Origin of the sequence: Streptomyces sp. SID13726 (assembly GCF_010548375.1) — a bacterium.
Lineage (GTDB): Bacteria > Actinomycetota > Actinomycetes > Streptomycetales > Streptomycetaceae > Streptomyces.
This window is the reverse complement of the sequence record NZ_JAAGLY010000002.1, coordinates 696,604-713,625: the sequence shown is the minus strand read 5'-3', so window position 1 is coordinate 713,625 and position 17,022 is coordinate 696,604. Positions and strand designations below refer to the sequence as shown.

The following is a 17,022-nucleotide window of genomic DNA, read 5'->3' as shown; positions in this document are numbered from 1 at the left end:
GGCCGACACCTGGTTCGGCGGTACGGGTTTCGGCCGGGCCGCCGCCCGTCAGTCGGGGACCAGCACCGCCCGCCCCCGCACCCCGCCGGAACGCAGCTTCGCCAGGGCCTCGGGCGCGCCGGACAGCGGGAACCGTTCGACCTCCGCCGTCAGGACGCCCTCCCGGGCCAGGGAGACCACGGCCGCCAGTTCGGGCAGGGTGCCCCAGAACGGCAGCGAGACCCGGGTCCCGGCCGGGAGGACACCGGGCTTGCGCACGGTCAGCTCCCCGCCGCCGCTGCCCACCACGGCCAGCTCGCCGCCCGCCCGCAGCACCCGCACCGCCGGCTCCAGACTGGAACGGCTCCCGACGAAGTCGAGCACGGCCGCCGCCCCGACCCCGCCGGTCCGGTCCCGCAGGACAGTCCCGGTGTCGGGCCGCAGGAGCGTGGTGAAGTGCGCTCCGCACGCGTCAGCCAGGGCGAGCGTCTCCTCCCGCACGTCCACGGCCAGCACCCGCGCGTCGGTCGTGGCCCGCAGGATCTGCACGGCCAGATGCCCCAGCCCGCCGACGCCGAGTACGACCACACAGGCGCCCGGCGCCTCGTCCAGCGCGCGCCGGATGGTGGCCACGGCGTGGTAGGCGGTGAGCCCGGCGTCCGACAGCGGCGCCGCCTGCACGGCGTCCAGGTCGCCCACCGGCACCAGCAGCCGCCCGGACGGGACGAGCAGCAGGTCGGCCATCCCGCCGTCCCGCCCGAGCCCCGCGCCCATGCCGGCGCGGTCCGCGTCCAGGTCCGCGCGCCGGTCGCAGTAGTTCTCCGCCCCGGCCCGGCAGCGCGCGCAGCTTCCGCAGCCCCAGGGGCCGTGGACGAGGACCCGCTCGCCTGGCGCGGGACCGGTGGCCAGCGGACCGCGCTCCACCACCCGGCCCGCGACCTCGTGCCCGAGGGTGAACGGAAGCCGGTACGGGAGATCGCCCGGCCGGGCGTCGGTGACATGCAGATCCGAACGGCAGAGGCCGGCCGCCTCCACCCGGATCAGCACCTCTTCGCCGGCCGGGGAGGGGCGCGGTACTTCGGTGAGGACCGGTGGGCCGCCCCAGCGGGTCAGCCGGAACGCTCTCGTCGTGCCTGTTGACATACCGGCGACAGTAACAAAAATGAAGTCAGTTCAGTAGATGACTGCGAGGTGGTGACCGTGCATGAGCGGTGAGCACACGGGGCGCTTCGACGGGCGGATCGCGCTCGTCACCGGCGCCGGATCGGGCATCGGCGCGGCGGTCGCCCGCCGGCTCGCCGGACAGGGCGCCGAGGTCTTCGCCGCGGACGTCGACGGCCCGGCGGCGGAGACCGTCGCGAAGGAACTGCCGGGAGCCCGGGCCCTGACCGTCGACGTGGCCGAACCCGCACAGGTCGACCGGGCCTTCGACGAGGCCGTACGCCGACACGGGCGGCTCGACGTCGTGGTCCACGCGGCCGGGGTCGACGACCCCGCGGCCAAGCAGTGGATCGCCGAGGCCCTGGTCGCAGGGGAGCCGCCCGAGGTGACGGGGCGGCTCGGCGACGAGGCGTGGCGGCGCGTGATGCGCGTGAACCTGGACGGCACGTTCCATGTCCTGCGCGCGGCGCTGCGGGTCATGGCACCCCGCCGGACCGGCGCCGTCGTCACCGTCGGCTCCTCCTCCGCCTTCGACACGCTGGCCGGCTATCCGCACTACGCGGCCTCCAAGGCTGGTGCGCACGCGTTGAGCCAGTCCGTGGCCAAGGAGGCCATCGCGTTCGGCGTCCGCGTGAACACGGTGGCCCCGGGGCCCACCGACACCGGCATGGCGGCACGGACCCCCGCGCCACTCCGGCAGGGGTTCGCCGATCCCCGGGTGCGGCCGTACGCCACACCTGAGGAGATCGCCGACGTCGCCCTTTTCCTGGCGAGCGAGGAGGCGGCGAACCTGGTGGGGGCCGTACTCCTGGCCAACGGGGGTCGGTTCACGGTGTGAGGGCGGCTTCGACCGAGGGAGGCTTGGATGTTCCGGCTCGACGCCGATCCCGCGATGCTGGCGGAGACCGACGAACGGAGACAACTGCGGGCGGTGCTGCGGGACTTGCTCGCCGAGAACTGCGGGCCCGAGCAGGTCCGGGAACAGGCGGACAGCCCGCGCGGGTACGACCCGGTCCTGTGGGACCGGCTCGCCGGGGAGATCGGTGTGCAGGGGCTCACCGTCCCCGAGGACTACGGCGGGGCCGGCTACACCTTCGCCGAACTCGCCGTCGTCATGGAGGAGACGGGGCGCGTGCTGTGCCCCGCGCCGCTGCTGACCACCGTCGTCCTCGCCGGGAACGCCCTGCTCGACAGCGGCGACCGGCGGGCCTGCGCCCGCTGGCTGCCCGGCATCGCCGCCGGTGAACTCACGGCGACGGTAGCCGGATTCCTGCACCCGGCCGACGTGACCGCCGAACGGGGCCCGCGCGGCTGGGTGTTGCGCGGCGAGGCGGACTTCGTGCCCGACGGAGAGGGCGCTGACCTGTTGCTGGTGGCGGCCCGGGCGCCGGACGGGCAGCGGCTGTTCGCCTGCGAGCCGGAGCCCGCGACCTGCGAACGAGTGGCACGCCGGGTCCTGGACCCCACGCGCCGCCAGGCCCTCGTCCGGTTCCGGGGAGCACCCGCCGAACCGGTCGGCGAGCCAGGCCGGGCCACCGGCGTGATCGACGGCGTCCTGGAGGCGGGGCGGGTGGCGCTGGCGGCCGAACACGTCGGCGGCAGCGCACACGCCCTGGACGCCCTGCTCGCCTACCTGTCCGCGCGGAACCAGTTCGGGCGGGCCGTCGGATCGTTCCAGGCCGTCAAGCACCGGCTGGCCGACCTGCTGGTCGAGATCGAGGGCGCGCGGTCGGCGTCCGCGTACGCGAGTGCCTGTCTCGCCGGGCGCGCCCCGGAACTGCCGGTGGCGGCGAGCGCTGCGGCGGTGGCCTGCACCGGCGCCTACCGGCTGGCCACCACGGAGCACGTCCAGCTCCACGGGGGGATCGGCTTCACCTGGGAGCACCCGGCCCATCTCCATCTGCGCCGGGCCCGCGCCGACGAGGCGCTGTTCGGGACGGCCGACGACCACCGGCTGCGCCTGGCGGGCCTGCTCGGGCTCGTCGGCGCCACCGCCTGATCGCGGGCCATCGGTCCGTTCGTGACCGAGGGGCACCAGTCCATTGACAGGGGCAACCACTGCCCACAGAATCGAACTCAATTCAGTTCAGTTTGGAGGAGCTCATGGCAGTCGAGGACGAGATCCAGTTCGAGCGGGACGGGCACGTGGCGCGGGTCTGGCTGAACCGCCCGCACAAGAAGAACTGCGTGACCGTGCCGATCCTGAACCGGCTGGACGAGATCATCACCGAGGTCGACGCCGACCCCGAACTGCGCGTGCTGGTCCTGCGCGGACGCGGCAACACCTTCTGCTCCGGGTTCGACCTGGACAGCCTCAAGGCCGACTTCATCGGCAGCTCCACCGCCATCGACGTCGCCGTGCTCTCGGCGAAGGTCTGCGACCGGCTCTACTCGATGAAGACGCCGTCGATCGCCGTCCTGGAGGGTCATGTCACCGCGGGCGGCTTCGAGTTGATGATCTCCTGCGACTTCGCGATAGCCGCGGACGACGCCCTGATCGGCGACTTCCACATCCGGCGCGCCCTGTTCGGCGGCGCCGGCCCCATCTACCGGGTGCCGCGCATGATCGGCGTCCGCAAGACCAAGGAGCTGATGCTCACCGGCAAACTGCTCACCGGCGTCGAGGCCGCCGACTTCGGGCTCATCAATTCCTCGGCGCCCTCGGACAAACTCGACGCCACCGTCGAGGAGTTCGCCGACCAGCTCGTCGACAAGAGCCCGTTCACCATGTGGATCACCAAGATGACCATCGACCGCAGCCTCGACGCCGACATCCAGTCGCTGATGGTCATGGAGCACCTCGCGGTCGGCGTGATGCTCAACTCCGAGGACGCGGCGGAGGGCGTGGCGGCGTTCCTGGAGAAGCGGGAGCCGCAGTGGAAGGGCCGCTGAACCGCGCGCCGGAGACCGGGAGCCGGCTGCACGGCTCCCGGTGCCCCGACTGCGCGGTGGCCGTCTACCCCGCCGACCCGGCGTGCCCGCGCTGCGGAGGACCAGCCGAACCGGTCGAACTCTCCGGTACGGGCACGCTGTGGACCTGGACCGTGCAGCGGTACGCCCCCAAGTCCCCGCCCTACGTCCCGCCCGCCGCCGGGTTCACGCCGTTCACCGTCGGATACGTCGAACTGCCGGACGGGGTCCGCGTGCTGGCCGCCCTGGACATCGACCCCGAGGACGTGGAGATCGGGATGCCGGTGGTGATCGGTGCCGGGGGCGGGGTGCCGAGGGGTGCGGGGGGTGCCGTATGAGCAGTGAGGATGTGCTGGTCTGCGGTGCCGGGATCACCTCCTTCGCCCGCACGGAGGCCAGTGGGCGGGAGTTGGCGGTGCGGGCCGTGCGAGCCGCGCTCGCCGATGCCGGAGTGCCGTGGTCGCGGGTGCGGGCCGCCTACGGGGGCAGCGACGCCGCCGGGAACGCGGACACGCTGGTCGCCGAACTCGGGCTGACCGGCGTCCCGTTCACCAATGTGCGCAACGGCTGCGCGACCGGCGGCAGCGCGCTGGTGGCGGCCGCCCAGGCGATCCGGTCCGGGGCGGCCGACGTGGCGCTCGCCGTCGGCTTCGACAAGCACCCGCGCGGCGCCTTCGACCCACGGCCCGCGGACTGGGGGCTCGACGAGGCCTACGGCAGCGACGGGCTGATGGTGACCACCCAGTTCTTCGCCATGAAGATCCAGCGGTACATGTACGACCACGGCATCACCGCCCGCACCCTCGCACGGGTCGCCGAGAAGGCGTACGCCAACGGCGTGCTCAACCCGCACGCCTGGCGCCGCAAGCCGCTCGACGCCGACGAGATCCTGGCCTCCGGCATGGTCAACGACCCCCTGACCCGGTACATGTTCTGCTCCCCGGGCCAGGGCGCGGTCGCCCTGATCCTGTGCGATCGCGCGACGGCCCGCCGACTCGGCGGCACACCGGTCGCCTTGCGGGCGGCGGTCGTACGGACCCGGCGGTTCGGCTCCTTCGAGGTGTTCAGCCCCTGGGCGCCGACCGGCACACCGACGAGCGTGAGCGCCGACGCCGCCCGAGCCGCCTTCCAGGAAGCCGGGTTGGGGCCGCGTGACATCGACGTGTGCCAGTTGCAGGACACCGAGAGCGGTGCCGAGGTGATGCACCTGGCCGAGTGCGGGTTCTGCGAGCACGGCGAGCAGGAGTCGCTCATCCCCTTCGGCGCCACCGCGATCGACGGCTCGCTGCCGGTCAACACCGACGGCGGATGCATCGCCAACGGCGAACCCATCGGCGCGTCCGGACTGCGCCAAGTCCACGAGGTCGTCCAGCAGTTGCGCGGCCGGGCCGGCGAACGCCAGGTGCCAGGAGACCCGGTGGCCGGCTTCACCCATGTGTACGGGGCGCCGGGCGTCAGCGCCTGCACCGTGCTGACCCGTTGAGAGGAGCGCCATGGACGGGACACCCGGCCCGGACGAGTTCCGCGCACAGGCCCGGCGCTGGCTGAAGGGCGTGGCTCCGGCCCGCACCGCACCGCACGAGTGGGGACAGGGAAGCGACTCGGTCGCCGTCTTCGAGAACTGGACCGAGACCGAGGAACGCGAACGCACACGCCGGGCACAGGAGTGGGAACGCACCCGCCACGACCAGGGCTGGGGCGCGATCGGCTGGCCGCCGCAGTACGGAGGGCGTGAACTGCCCGCGTTCTACGAGCAGTTGTACCGCTCACAAGAGGCCGCCTTCGACGTCCCGCGGCGCACCGAGATCTTCCCGGTCACCCAGCAGCTCGTCGCCCCCGCCGTCCGCATCTGGGGCACCGACGAGCAGAAGGAGCGCTGGCTGCGGCCCATGCTCCGCACCGACGAACTCGCCTGCCAGCTGTTCTCCGAGACCGAGGCCGGCTCCGACCTCGCCGCCGTCCGGACCCGGGCCGTGCGCGAGGGCGACGGCTGGATCCTGCGCGGCCACAAGATCTGGACGTCCGGCGCCCGGGTCGCCACCTGGGGCGTGGCCGTCTGCCGCACCGACCCCGACCTGCCGAAACACGCGGGCATCACGGTCTTCCTGGTCCGCATGGACGCCCCGGGCGTGACCGTACGGCCGATCCGGCAGATGACCGGCGGTACCAGCTTCAACGAGGTCTACCTCGACGACGTCCACGTGCCCGACACCGACCGGCTCGGGCCCGTCGGCGAAGGCTGGCGGGTCACGCTCACCGTGCTCGCCGCGGAACGCCTCGACTCCGGCGGACTCGGCCTGGACAACGCCGACCGCGCCCTCGACCTCGCCCGCCACCTGCCCCGACCGCTCGCCGACGGCGAACGGCAGCAGGCGGCCGACCTGTTCGTCCGCTCCCTCGTCCAACGGCTCACCGGACTACGGGTCACCTCCGCCCTCGCCGCCGGCCGCGCACCGGGCGCCGAGGCCTCGGTCGGCAAACTCCACGCCACCGCGACCATGCGCGCCACCACCGACCTCGTCCAGCAACTCCTCGGACCACGACTCGCCGCCGACACCGGGGAGTGGGGCACCTTCGCCTGGACCGAGCACCTGCTCGGCGCCCCCGGCTACCGCATCGCCGGCGGCAGCGACGAGATCCAGCGCAACATCCTCGCCGAACGGGTGCTGGGACTGCCCAAGGAGCCGAAGGGACAGGGCCGTTGACCACCTCCCAACAGCCGAGAGGAGAAGGACGTTGAGCACCCTGACCGAGGTGACGGAACTGGAGCGACGGGTCCGCGGGCGTCTCGGCGCCGAATACGGCAGCCTGCGCACCCTGCCCGGCGGCCACTCGGGACTCACCTACTCCATCACGGCCGGACCCGTCTCCCGCGTCGTGAAGGCGGTACCCCCGGGCCAACGCCCCGTCGGCCGCAACGACGTCCTGCGCCAGGCCCGCATCCTGCGCGCCCTCGCCGGATCACCCGTGCCCGTCCCGGGCGTCGTCGCCGTCGACGAGCACGAACCCGCCTGGTTCGCCATGGAGTTCGTGCCGGGCGAGGCGATCGAACCGGTCCTCGACGAGCACGCACTCGACCCGCGACTGTGCCGGACTCGGATGCTGGCGCTGGCCGCCGTACTGCGCGACCTGCACGACGTAAGCACCGGAGCCGTCGAATCCCTGGGCCCCGCAGCCGAGTCGGAGCGGTGGAGCCGCACCATGCGCGCGGTCCCGACCGAACTCCGCCCCGGCGCCGAGGAAGTGCTGGACGCACTGGCCGCCCGCATCCCCGAGAGCGTGCCCCCCGCCCTCACCCACGGCGACTTCCGCCTCGGCAACGTCCTGTGCCAGGGCGAACGGCCCGCCGCCGTCGTGGACTGGGAGATCTGGGGGTACGGCGATCCCCGCATCGACCTCGCCTGGTTCCTCCTCTTCGCCGACCACCGCAACTTCCCCCGGCTGGGCCACGCCGTCCCCGGCCTGCCCACCGAGCAGGACCTCCTCACCGCCTACCTCGACGGACGCCCCGAACCCCCCGCCCTCGACTGGTTCCGGGCCCTGGCCCGCACCAAGATGGCCGCGATCATGGGCCACAACCTGCGCCGCCACCGCGAGGGCAAGCACCACGACCCCGACCAGGAGCGGCTGCCGCCGACCATCGCCGCGATGATCCGCACGGCCCACGACCTCCTCGCCCGACGGCCCTGAAGGAGCGCCACCATGGACTTCGGACTCTCCCCGAGGGCCGACGAACTCCGCGCGCGCATGGCCGCGTTCATGACGGAGTACGTCCTGCCCGCCGAGCCCGTCTACGACCGGCAGCTCGCCGAGGCGGACGACCCCCACGAACTGCCCCCCATCATGCGGGAGTTGAAGGAGAAGGCCCGCGCCGAGGGCCTGTGGAACCTCTTCCTCGCCCACGGCGACCGGGGCGCGGGCCTCACCAACCTCGAATACGCACCCCTCGCCGAGCTGGCCGGACGGTCGGTCATCGGCCCCGAGGTGTTCAACTGCTCAGCCCCCGACACCGGCAACATGGAACTGCTCGCCCTCTTCGGCACACCCGAACAGCAGGACCGCTGGCTCAGGCCCCTGCTCGCCGCCGAGATCCGCTCGTGCTTCGCCATGACCGAGCCCGAGGTGGCCAGTTCGGACGCCCGCAACATCCGCACCCGGATCGTCCGGGACGGCGACGAGTACGTCGTCGACGGCCACAAGTGGTACACCTCCGGCATCCTCGACCCGGACTGCCGGCTGATCATCCTGATGGGGGTCACCGACCCGGACGCGCCGACCTACCGGCAGCAGAGCATGCTGCTCGTCCCACGGGACACCCCGGGCATCACCGTCCTGCGCGACCTTCCGATGTTCGGCTACACCGACCGCTGCGGCCACGGCGACGTGCTCTTCGAGAACGTACGGGTACCGGCCTCCGCGCTCCTGGGCGGCGAGGGCGAGGGATTCGCCCTGGCGCAGGGCAGGTTGGGGCCCGGCCGGATGCACTACGCCATGCGGGCGGTCGGATTCGCCGAGCGCGCCCTGGAGCTGATGTGCCGCCGCACCCTCACCCGCACCGCATTCGGCGGCCCGCTCGCCGAACAGGGCGTCGTGCGCGAGTGGATCGCCCGCAGCCGGATCGAGATCGAGCAACTGCGGCTGCTGGTCCTCAAGTCCGCCTGGCTCATGGACACCTCGGGCAACGCGGCCGCCCGCACCGAAGTCGCCGCGATCAAGGTGGCCGCGCTGGAGGTCGCCCACCGGGTGGTCGACCGCGCGGTCCAGGCACACGGGGCCGCCGGGGTCAGCGACGACACCGTACTGGCCCGGCTGTACGCCATCACCCGGGCCCTGCGGATCGCGGACGGCCCCGACGAGGTGCATCTGCGGACGGTCGCCCGCCGTGAACTGGCCAAGTACCCAAAGGAGTTGGCGCAGGCGTGAACGGACATCGACTGGAGGGACGGGTCGCCCTGATCACCGGCGGCTCCCGGGGCATCGGGCTCGGCATCGCCAAGGCGTACCGGGAGGCGGGCGCCCATGTCGTCATCGCCGCCCGGAAGGCGGACGGACTGGCGGCGGCTCGCGCGGAGTTGCTGCGGGTCAAAGGGGACGGCGAGGTCCACGAGGTGGTCGCCAACGCCGGGGAGCCCGAGGACGCCGAGCGCTGCGTCGAGGAGACCACGGCCCGCTTCGGCAGCCTGGACGTGCTGGTCAACAACGCGGCCACCAACCCGTACATGGGCGACCTGCTCGACCTCGACCTGCCCCGCGCGGAGAAGACCGTGCGGGTCAACCAGTACGGCATGATCGCCTGGACCCGGTGCGCCTGGCGGGCGTGGATGGGCGAGCACGGGGGAGCGGTGGTCAACATCGCCTCCGTGGGCGGGCTGATCGTCGACCCCCACATCGGCTGGTACAACGCCACCAAGGCCGCCATGCTCCACATGACCCGCCAACTCGCCTACGAACTCGGCCCGATGGCCCGCGTGAACGCCATCGCGCCCGGGCTGATCAAGACCGAGCTGGCGCGGGCCGTATGGGAGCCGAGAGAGCCGATCCTGACCGCGAAGCTCCCGCTGCGGCGACTCGGGACGGTGGAGGACGTCGCCCACGCGGCGCTCTTCCTCGCCTCCGACGCCTCGTCCTGGATGACGGGGCAGACCCTGGTCCTGGACGGCGGCGCGACCGTGCTGCCGATCGGGGTGGAGGCATGACACCGGCCGAGCTGTTCTCACTGCGCGGCCGGACCGCCGTGGTCACCGGGGCGTCCTCCGGACTCGGAGCCCGGTTCGCCCTGGTGCTCGCCTCGGCCGGGGCCACGGTCCTTGCCGCGGCCCGGCGGCTGGAGAAGCTCAAGGAACTCGCCGACGAGGACCCGCGTATCCATCCCGTGGTCTGTGACGTCTCGCGGGAGGAGGACCGGGTACGGCTGATGGAGACGGCGCTCGACGAGACCGGCCGCGTCGACGTCCTCGTCAACAACGCCGGCGCGCCCGGTGCCGTACGGGCCGAGGACGAGAGCGCCGAGGACTTCGCCGGGGTGCTGGACGTGAACCTCGTGGCCCCCTTCCACCTGGCGCGGCTGCTGGCCGCGACGCCGGGGGCCGCAGACGGTCGTACGAGATCGGTGGTGAACGTCTCCTCCGTGCTCGGCCTGGTCTCCGGCGCTCCGCTGGGCGGGGCGGCCTATGCCGCGTCCAAGGCCGGGCTCGTCGGGCTGACCAGGGAACTCGCGGGGCAGTGGGGACGGTCGGGGGTACGGGTCAACGCGCTCGCGCCCGGCTGGTTCCGCTCGGAGATGACGGAGGGGCTGTTCGCGGACGAGCGCTCCCGGCGGTGGGTCGAGCGCGGGGCGATGCTGGGGCGGGGCGGTGAGGTGGGGGAGCTGGACGGGGCGCTGCTGTATCTGGCCTCGGACGCGTCGTCCTACTGCACCGGGCAGGTGCTCACCGTGGACGGGGGGTGGACCGCGCGATGAGGGTCACGGTCGAGGTCGACGGCGACGGGCTGGCGCGGATCGCGATGTGCCGTGGGGCGGGCAACGCCATCGACCTGGAGACGGCCCGTGCGCTGCTGGACGCCGCCCGGGAGTGCGAGAAAGCGCGGGCCCGGGCCGTACTGCTCACCGGGCGGGGACGGTCCTTCTGCGTCGGGGGCGATCTGAAGGAGTTCGCCGTGCTGTCCGGGGAGCGCCTGGCCGCGCATCTCATCGACGTGACCGACGCGCTCCACGGGGCGCTGCGGGTGCTCGCCGGACTGGACGCACCGCTGGTGGTCGCCGTACAGGGGGCCGTCGCGGGGGCCGGACTCGGGCTCGTGGGGGCGGCCGACGTGAGCCTCGCGGCGAGCGACGCCGGCTTCACGGCCGCGTACACCGCGATCGGGTACACGCCGGACGCCGGGGTCAGCTGGTCCCTGCCGCGACTCGTCGGACCGCGCCGGGCCCTGGACCTGCTGCTCACCAACCGGTGTGTCCCGGCCGCCGAGGCGCTGGAGATGGGGCTCGTGGGCCGGGTCGTCCCGCCGGAACGGCTGACCGGGGAAGCGGAACGTACGGCCAGGGAGCTGGCCCGCGGTGCGACGGCGGCGTACGGGGTGACACGGCGGCTGGTCGGACGGGCGCTCACCACGGGTCTCGACGACCACTTGGACGCGGAGGCCCGGCATCTGGCCGTCGCCGCGATGTCCGGGGAAGGGCGGGAGGGCGTGGCGGCGTTCCTGGCCGGGCGCCGAGCTGAATTCAGGGAGGGGGGTGTGCAGGGAGCCGGGGGAGCAGGGGGTAGGTGAGCAGGAGGGGCGGGTGACGGCGCCCCACACCGGACCTCGGACACTCGGCCGCCGCACGTTTCCCGCCCGATCCTCGATTCGTAACCGACTTGAACTTGGGTCTACTCTCGGACGACCGGACGGTGATCGGTACCGCTCGTGCGAGGAGAGGGAGACAGACGATGCCAAGGGCGCGGATCGTGGATCCGGAGGAGGGCCCCAGGTCGAAGCGCGGCGCGATCCTCGTGGCCGCCGTCGAGCGGTTCGGGGAGGACGGCTACGAGAACACCAAGTGGTCGGACGTGGCCGACCGGGTGGGCATCGGACAGACCGCCCTTTACCACTACTTCGAGTCCAAGGCCCACTGCCTGCTGACCATCATGCGCCTCGAACTCCAGCGTTCCCACGACCAGTTCGTCGAGGCCACGGCCGACGAGACGGAGCCCGTGGAGGAGGTGCGCGCCGCCGTCCGCTCGGCCTTCGCGGTCACCGAGCACGAGATCCGCCAGATGCGCATCCTCCAGGCCAACATGTCCCTGCTCGCCACCCCGCGGAAGTCCAAGCGCGAGGAGACCGAGCGGGTCGCCGCCCGCCAGCTGGTCCAGATGGTCGAGCGGGACTGGACGAACCTGCTCATGCGCGGCATGGCCAAGGGCTCCTTCCAGGTCCGGGACGCGCACACGCTCGGGCTCGCCGTCCTCGGCATGATCGTGAGTGTGTGGCGGTGGTACCGGCCGACCGGGGCGATTCCCCTGTCGGAGATCAGTGAGTTGATCGAGGGGTGTGTGGTGCGGATGGTCGCGGACTAGGTTCCGGCGCGAGGCCGGGCCGGTTCGGGCCGGGTCGGGTCGGGTCGGGTCTGGTTGGTTCAGGTCGGTTCGGTTCGGTTCGGGAAGCCTGCCGGACCTCGGCCTCCTCGGTCTACGTCCCGCCTCTTGTAGGAGGCGGGACGCTGCCTTACAGTCAAACTGAACTGAACTCAGGTTGTTTCATGGCGCTGAGGGAGAGCGATCGGCAATGGTGCTGCGCGAATACATGGCCAGAATGGACGGCCAGGACCCGGAGAAGGCCCTGGAGCTCATCGAACCGGACTTCCGGTTCCTCATCTCCCTCCCCGGCGGGCAACGGACCGGCGCCTCCCGCGAGGACTTCGCCGCTTATATCGCCGGGCGCAACGCGGTGGACCGCCGGCACGAGATCGTGCGGTACGCCGTCGACGGCGATGTCGAGACGGCGTACGGCTTCGTCGTCGACCAGGGCGTGACCACGGGCGCCTTCCTGTCCGCCGTACGGGTCTCGCCCGCCGGGCTGATGGCCGGCTACCAGTCCTTCTTCACCCCCGACTTCGACCTCGTGGACCGGCCGTGAGCGCGCGGGCGGATACGCCGTCCACCTCCGCGGCCCCGTTCCTGACCACCTGGTTCGGGATCCTGGACAGCGACGACGCCGACCGCATCCTCGACCTGATCAGCGACGACTTCTCGTTCTCGATCCTCTTCTCCACCGGCGGCGACGCCGGCACCGACTTCCACGGCGGCCGGGCCGAGATGGAGGGCTATCTCGCTCAGCGCGAGGTGGGTGTCCGCACCCATCACGCGCTCACCGCCTCCACGGTCGGCCGGGACGAGCTGTACCTCGGAGAGGTCCGCAGGTCGGGAGTGCCGGAGGCGACTTTCGTGGCCTCGGCCCGGCTGGACGACCGGGGCCGGGTGCGACGGCTGCTGATCGGGCGCTCGCCCGCAGTCCTGTTCACCTGAGGAACCCCGAGTCACCTGAGGAACCCCGAGGCACGACGAACGACCTGGAGACGCGCGATGTACAACCTCGTCCTGCTGGCCGCCCGGCCGCCCGACTGGACCCACGAGCGGTTCATCGCCTGGTGGCGCGGCGAGCACGCCGAACTCACCCGGCACCTGCCCGGGCTCAGGTCCTGGCGGCACACCGACATCGACGAGGCCCTCGAACCGCGCTCCGAGGGCTGGGACGGCGTCTCCGTCCTGAGCTTCGACACCGCCGAGGACCTGCGCACGGCACTCCGGAGCCCGGAGTGGGCGGCGGCCGTCGCCCAGGTCGGAGACATGCGCGGACGCCGGATCGCCGTCATGGGCGGCGAGATGGAGATGTACGGCGGCTGAGCACACCGGGCGCCCGTGTCGTACCGGGGGCCCTTCGCGAAGCGGCGAGGAGCCCTCGCGACATGGCGGACAGCCTTCGCAAAGAGGCGAGGAGACGGATGCGACAGACAGTGCGGGAGTTCTACGACCGCTCCGAACAGGCCGACTTCACAGCGGTCGTCGACGACCACGGACCCCACGGCGCACGCGACCTCCTGCGGCGCGCGACCGAACTGGCCGAGACGATGACCCCGGACGGCACGCCCGGCGGCACCGTCCTCCTCCAGGCCGACAACTCGTGGCGCACCGTCGCCGCGACCCTCGCCGTGGGGCTGACCGGCGGGGTCCTGGCCCTGGTGAACCGGCACACGACAGGCGCCGAGTTCGCCGCCGCCGTCGAGGACATCCGGCCGGACGTCCTGATCGCCGAGCCCGCCGCCATCGAGGAGTGGGGCGGCGGCCAGGGCCTGCCGGACGCACCGGCGGCCGAGGCCCTGGACGGCTGGACGGTCCGGGCCGGTAGCGGCCCGCGCGATGTCTCCCGCTGGTCCGGCGGCGCGGTCATCGGCCTCACCTCCGGCTCCACCGGACGCCCCAAGGGGGTCGTCCAGTCCGAGAGCGCCCTGCGCTACGCCTGCTCGTGCACGATCGACGTCAACGGGCTGCGTACGGGGGACGCGGTGGCCGCCGTCGTCCCGCTCTCCTCGACCGCCGCCTACTGCTTCGGCGTCTGTCTCTCGCTGATGCTGGGCGGACCGCTCGTGCTGTCCGGCCGCTGGGACCGTGAGGAGGCGCTCGCGCGGATGGCCGCGCATGACGTCCGGTGGACCATGTGCGTGCCGACCATGGCCCTCCAGATGGGTTCCGCCGCTGCGGGCTCGAAGGTTCTCGGCGGGGTCCGTTCGATCACCGTCGGCGGTGGCCCCATGGACCGAGGTGCCCTCGCCCGCGCCGAACGCTCCCTCGGGACACGGATTCTGCGGGTCTTCGGCATGTCCGAGTGCCTGGGACACACCTCGCCCCGGCCCGACGACCCCGAGGAGATCCGCCTCGGCCGCGACGGACGGCCCTTCCCGGGTACGGATCTGCGGGCCGTCGCCGGGGACGGCACCGTCCTCGGGCCCGGAGCGACCGGCCGCGCCCAGGTCAGGGGCCCGTCCCTCTTCCTCGGCTACGCCCGCGACGGCAAGGTCGAGCCGCCGGCCCTCACCCCGGACGGCTTCTTCCCCACCGGTGATCTGCTGGTGACCGGCGAGGACGGCACGGTCACCGTGATGGGCCGGGAGAAGGACGTCATCATCCGCGGTGGCCGCAACCTCGACATCACCGAGATCGAACGCGCCGTCGCCGCCCACCCCTCGGTCGCCCGCGCCTGTGTCACCCCCGTACCGGACCCGCTCCTCGGCGAACGCGCCGCCGTACTCGTCGTGATGGAGGACGGCAGCGCCGAACTCGGCCTCGACGAGATCACCGCACACCTCGCCCGTACCGGTCTCTCCAAGGCCAAGTGGCCCGAATTCGCCTTCACCGTCAGCGAGTTGCCGCAGACGACCGTCGGCAAGCTCGACCGCTCGGGAGCCCGCAGACTCGCCCAAGACCTGCACGCGGAACGCACCGCCCACCGCGAACGGGACGGTGTGGGCCCCGAACCGGACTCCGCCAACTCCGAACAGGACTCCGCTCACCCCGAACGGGACACCATTCACCCCGAACAGAACACGGCCCACCCCGATCAGCCCCGGCAAGGAGATGCATGACCACCCCCACGACCCGCACCCCCCGTTTCGACCGCGGCCGTTGGGCGCAGCCCGGACCCGAGACCGTGCACCCCGGTGTCCACCGCATCCCCCTCCCGCTGCCGGACGACGGACTGCGAGCCGTCAACGTCTACGCGCTGGAGGGGTTCACCGAGGGGCTGGTCCTGATCGACGGCGGGTGGTCGATACCCGAGTCCCGCAAGGCACTTGAGGACTCCCTGGCCGAACTCGGCCACGACCTCGGCGAGATCAGCCACGTCCTGGTGACCCACATCCACCGCGACCACTACACCCAGGCCGTCGAGCTGCGCAGGCAGCTGGGCTCACGGGTCTACCTGGGCGCGGGTGAGCGGCGCGGTCTGGAGGCCCTGGGGGAGCTGCGGACGGACGAGCCGGTCGGCTCGCTGGAGACACTGCGCCGCGCCGGGGCCCATGAACTCGCCGAGCGGGTCGCCGCGATGTACGGCGGCGACTTCGACCCCACGGTCTGGGAGGCGCCGGACCGCTGGCTGCGGGCGGAGGAACTCCGTTTCGGGGACGCCCGGTTGACGGTCGTGCCGACGCCCGGACACACCCAGGGCCACGTGGTCTATCTCGACCAGGCGCGCGGGCTGCTGTTCTCCGGTGACCACGTCCTGCCGCACATCACCCCGTCCATCGGCTTCGAACTCGGCGGCCCCGCCCTGCCGTTGGGCGACTACCTCGACTCGCTGCACCGGATGACCCTGCTCGCCGACGCCCGTCTGCTGCCCGCCCACGGCCCGGTCGGCGACAGCGTGCACACCCGGGTCGGCGAGCTGCTGGCCCACCACGACGACCGTCTCGCCGAGTCGCTCGCGGCCCTGGGCGACCGCACGCGCACCGCGTTCGAGGTGGCGGGGGAGCTGGGCTGGACCCGGCGCAGGGTGCCCTTCACGGACCTCGGCCCCTTCGACCGGATGCTCGCCGTCAACGAGACGGCCGCCCACCTGGACGTACTGGTGACCCGAGGACGGGCCCGGAGCACCAGCACCGACGGCGTCGACCGGTACACCGCGTCGACCGGCACGCCGTAACGGCCCTCCCGGGCGCTCCGGACCTTCTCGGCGCTCTCAGCGAGCCGTCCAGCCTCCGTCGACATACAGCTCCGACCCCGTCATGAAGCTCGCGTCGTCGGAGGCCAGGAAGGCCACGGCGGCCGCCACCTCCTCGGGGGTGCCGAGCCGGCCGAGCGGAGTGCCCTCGACCATCGCGGCCAACCGGGGTGTGTCACGCCACAGTTCACGTGACCGGGGCGTCTCGATGAACCCGGGGTGCAGCGAGTTCACCCGCACTCCGCGCGGCGCCCAGTGCAGCGCGGCGTTCTTCGTCATCAGTCGTACGGCCCCCTTGGCCGCGTGGTACGAGAACTGGGCGCCGAACCCGCCGACCGTGCCGAAGATCGACGCGATGTTGACGATCGAGCCGCCGCCGGAGCGCTCGACGGACGGGCCTGCGTGCTTCATGCCGAGCCAGACGCCGGTCTGGGTCACGCCCAGGACCCGCTCCCAGGAGTCCATGGTCTCGGTCTCGACGGTGTGCATGGTGGCGATACCCGCGTTGTTGACCAGCACGGACAACTCACCCAGCGTCGCCGTCGCGGTGGCGACGACCTCCTGCCACGCCGACTCGTCGGAGACGTCCAGGGCCAGTCCCAGGGCGCCGCCCCCGACCTCCTCGGCGAGCTTCTCGCAGGCGTCGGCGTCGAGGTCGGTCACCACGACCGCCGCACCCTCGGCCGCGAGCCGCCGTACGACGGCGTCGCCGATGCCGCCCGTGGCCCCGGTCACCAGAGCAGTCTTCCCGGCCAGCCTGGAACGCATGAACTCCCCTGA

At 72.5% G+C, this 17,022-nt stretch carries 19 protein-coding genes; 17 read left to right on the top strand and 2 right to left on the bottom strand.

All coding sequences use genetic code 11. The features are described from left to right. Positions 1-48 precede the first annotated feature (48 nt). Positions 49-1,122 (bottom strand): NAD(P)-dependent alcohol dehydrogenase, encoded by a 1,074-nt coding sequence (locus G3I78_RS07140; protein WP_164421930.1) that lies wholly within the window; start codon positions 1,120-1,122, stop codon positions 49-51. 61 nt (positions 1,123-1,183) lie between these two features. On the opposite strand from G3I78_RS07140, the gene G3I78_RS07135 reads away from it, so the two are divergent. From G3I78_RS07135 to G3I78_RS07055, 17 genes are all read left to right on the top strand, one after another. Then, a complete protein-coding gene (locus G3I78_RS07135) occupies positions 1,184-1,978 on the top strand; it encodes an SDR family NAD(P)-dependent oxidoreductase (protein WP_164421929.1) in 795 nt (264 codons plus the stop codon). Between the two features lie 27 nt (positions 1,979-2,005). After that, positions 2,006-3,139, top strand: a complete 1,134-nt coding sequence (locus G3I78_RS07130) for an acyl-CoA dehydrogenase family protein (RefSeq protein WP_164421928.1) — start codon at positions 2,006-2,008, stop codon at positions 3,137-3,139. 104 nt (positions 3,140-3,243) lie between these two features. Next, entirely contained in the window at positions 3,244-4,032 is a 789-nt protein-coding gene (locus tag G3I78_RS07125; protein ID WP_164421927.1) for an enoyl-CoA hydratase/isomerase family protein, read from the top strand. After that, entirely contained in the window at positions 4,017-4,388 is a 372-nt protein-coding gene (locus G3I78_RS07120; RefSeq protein ID WP_164421926.1) for an OB-fold domain-containing protein, read from the top strand. The genes G3I78_RS07125 and G3I78_RS07120 overlap by 16 nt, the downstream gene beginning before the upstream one ends. Then, the gene (locus G3I78_RS07115) at positions 4,385-5,533 is read left to right on the top strand and encodes a thiolase family protein (protein WP_164421925.1); all 1,149 of its coding nucleotides are present in this window, start codon (positions 4,385-4,387) and stop codon (positions 5,531-5,533) included. The genes G3I78_RS07120 and G3I78_RS07115 overlap by 4 nt, the downstream gene beginning before the upstream one ends. 10 nt (positions 5,534-5,543) lie before the next feature. Next, entirely contained in the window at positions 5,544-6,755 is a 1,212-nt protein-coding gene (locus G3I78_RS07110; RefSeq protein ID WP_164421924.1) for an acyl-CoA dehydrogenase family protein, read from the top strand. Between the two features lie 31 nt (positions 6,756-6,786). Further along, entirely contained in the window at positions 6,787-7,740 is a 954-nt protein-coding gene (locus tag G3I78_RS07105; RefSeq protein WP_164421923.1) for a phosphotransferase family protein, read from the top strand. A gap of 12 nt (positions 7,741-7,752) precedes the next feature. Further along, complete coding sequence (locus G3I78_RS07100; protein ID WP_164421922.1) at positions 7,753-8,973, top strand: acyl-CoA dehydrogenase family protein; 1,221 nt, start codon at positions 7,753-7,755, stop codon at positions 8,971-8,973. After that, complete coding sequence (locus tag G3I78_RS07095) at positions 8,970-9,746, top strand: SDR family oxidoreductase (RefSeq protein ID WP_164421921.1); 777 nt, start codon at positions 8,970-8,972, stop codon at positions 9,744-9,746. Before G3I78_RS07100 ends, G3I78_RS07095 begins: the two co-directional genes overlap by 4 nt. After that, positions 9,743-10,510, top strand: coding sequence for an SDR family oxidoreductase (locus G3I78_RS07090; protein WP_164421920.1), 768 nt, complete (start codon positions 9,743-9,745; stop codon positions 10,508-10,510). Before G3I78_RS07095 ends, G3I78_RS07090 begins: the two co-directional genes overlap by 4 nt. Beyond that, positions 10,507-11,319: an enoyl-CoA hydratase-related protein gene (locus tag G3I78_RS07085; protein ID WP_164421919.1), complete on the top strand. Its 813-nt coding sequence runs from the start codon at positions 10,507-10,509 to the stop codon at positions 11,317-11,319. Before G3I78_RS07090 ends, G3I78_RS07085 begins: the two co-directional genes overlap by 4 nt. Positions 11,320-11,480: 161 nt before the next feature. Further along, complete coding sequence (locus G3I78_RS07080; RefSeq protein ID WP_164421918.1) at positions 11,481-12,107, top strand: TetR/AcrR family transcriptional regulator; 627 nt, start codon at positions 11,481-11,483, stop codon at positions 12,105-12,107. A 208-nt stretch (positions 12,108-12,315) separates the two neighbouring features. Further along, positions 12,316-12,666 carry a nuclear transport factor 2 family protein gene (locus tag G3I78_RS07075; protein WP_164421917.1) on the top strand — a complete coding sequence of 117 codons (351 nt, stop codon included), beginning with the start codon at positions 12,316-12,318 and terminating at the stop codon, positions 12,664-12,666. Continuing rightward, on the top strand, positions 12,663-13,055 hold the full coding sequence (locus tag G3I78_RS07070; protein WP_164421916.1) for a hypothetical protein: 393 nt from the start codon (positions 12,663-12,665) through the stop codon (positions 13,053-13,055). Before G3I78_RS07075 ends, G3I78_RS07070 begins: the two co-directional genes overlap by 4 nt. 57 nt (positions 13,056-13,112) lie before the next feature. After that, complete coding sequence (locus G3I78_RS07065; protein ID WP_164421915.1) at positions 13,113-13,433, top strand: EthD family reductase; 321 nt, start codon at positions 13,113-13,115, stop codon at positions 13,431-13,433. A gap of 98 nt (positions 13,434-13,531) precedes the next feature. Beyond that, a complete protein-coding gene (locus tag G3I78_RS07060; protein ID WP_239157643.1) occupies positions 13,532-15,169 on the top strand; it encodes a class I adenylate-forming enzyme family protein in 1,638 nt (545 codons plus the stop codon). Beyond that, positions 15,166-16,224: an MBL fold metallo-hydrolase gene (locus G3I78_RS07055; RefSeq protein WP_164421914.1), complete on the top strand. Its 1,059-nt coding sequence runs from the start codon at positions 15,166-15,168 to the stop codon at positions 16,222-16,224. Before G3I78_RS07060 ends, G3I78_RS07055 begins: the two co-directional genes overlap by 4 nt. A 36-nt stretch (positions 16,225-16,260) precedes the next feature. Here G3I78_RS07055 and G3I78_RS07050 read toward each other — a convergent pair whose 3' ends face one another. Beyond that, complete coding sequence (locus G3I78_RS07050; protein WP_164422133.1) at positions 16,261-17,010, bottom strand: glucose 1-dehydrogenase; 750 nt, start codon at positions 17,008-17,010, stop codon at positions 16,261-16,263. Between the last annotated feature and the right edge of the window lie 12 nt (positions 17,011-17,022).

What these genes read in the sequence shown, in the direction of transcription:
- G3I78_RS07130 (WP_164421928.1), top strand. Translation starts at nt 2,006, where the DNA reads ATGTTCCGGCTCGACGCCGATCCCGCGATGCTGGCGGAGACCGACGAA.
- G3I78_RS07100 (WP_164421922.1), top strand. Translation starts at nt 7,753, where the DNA reads ATGGACTTCGGACTCTCCCCGAGGGCCGACGAACTCCGCGCGCGCATG.
- G3I78_RS07140 (WP_164421930.1), bottom strand. Translation starts at nt 1,122, where the DNA reads ATGTCAACAGGCACGACGAGAGCGTTCCGGCTGACCCGCTGGGGCGGC.
- G3I78_RS07060 (WP_239157643.1), top strand. Translation starts at nt 13,532, where the DNA reads ATGCGACAGACAGTGCGGGAGTTCTACGACCGCTCCGAACAGGCCGAC.
- G3I78_RS07050 (WP_164422133.1), bottom strand. Translation starts at nt 17,010, where the DNA reads ATGCGTTCCAGGCTGGCCGGGAAGACTGCTCTGGTGACCGGGGCCACG.
- G3I78_RS07135 (WP_164421929.1), top strand. Translation starts at nt 1,184, where the DNA reads ATGAGCGGTGAGCACACGGGGCGCTTCGACGGGCGGATCGCGCTCGTC.
- G3I78_RS07055 (WP_164421914.1), top strand. Translation starts at nt 15,166, where the DNA reads ATGACCACCCCCACGACCCGCACCCCCCGTTTCGACCGCGGCCGTTGG.
- G3I78_RS07110 (WP_164421924.1), top strand. Translation starts at nt 5,544, where the DNA reads ATGGACGGGACACCCGGCCCGGACGAGTTCCGCGCACAGGCCCGGCGC.
- G3I78_RS07085 (WP_164421919.1), top strand. Translation starts at nt 10,507, where the DNA reads ATGAGGGTCACGGTCGAGGTCGACGGCGACGGGCTGGCGCGGATCGCG.
- G3I78_RS07080 (WP_164421918.1), top strand. Translation starts at nt 11,481, where the DNA reads ATGCCAAGGGCGCGGATCGTGGATCCGGAGGAGGGCCCCAGGTCGAAG.
- G3I78_RS07115 (WP_164421925.1), top strand. Translation starts at nt 4,385, where the DNA reads ATGAGCAGTGAGGATGTGCTGGTCTGCGGTGCCGGGATCACCTCCTTC.
- G3I78_RS07075 (WP_164421917.1), top strand. Translation starts at nt 12,316, where the DNA reads ATGGTGCTGCGCGAATACATGGCCAGAATGGACGGCCAGGACCCGGAG.
- G3I78_RS07125 (WP_164421927.1), top strand. Translation starts at nt 3,244, where the DNA reads ATGGCAGTCGAGGACGAGATCCAGTTCGAGCGGGACGGGCACGTGGCG.
- G3I78_RS07065 (WP_164421915.1), top strand. Translation starts at nt 13,113, where the DNA reads ATGTACAACCTCGTCCTGCTGGCCGCCCGGCCGCCCGACTGGACCCAC.
- G3I78_RS07090 (WP_164421920.1), top strand. Translation starts at nt 9,743, where the DNA reads ATGACACCGGCCGAGCTGTTCTCACTGCGCGGCCGGACCGCCGTGGTC.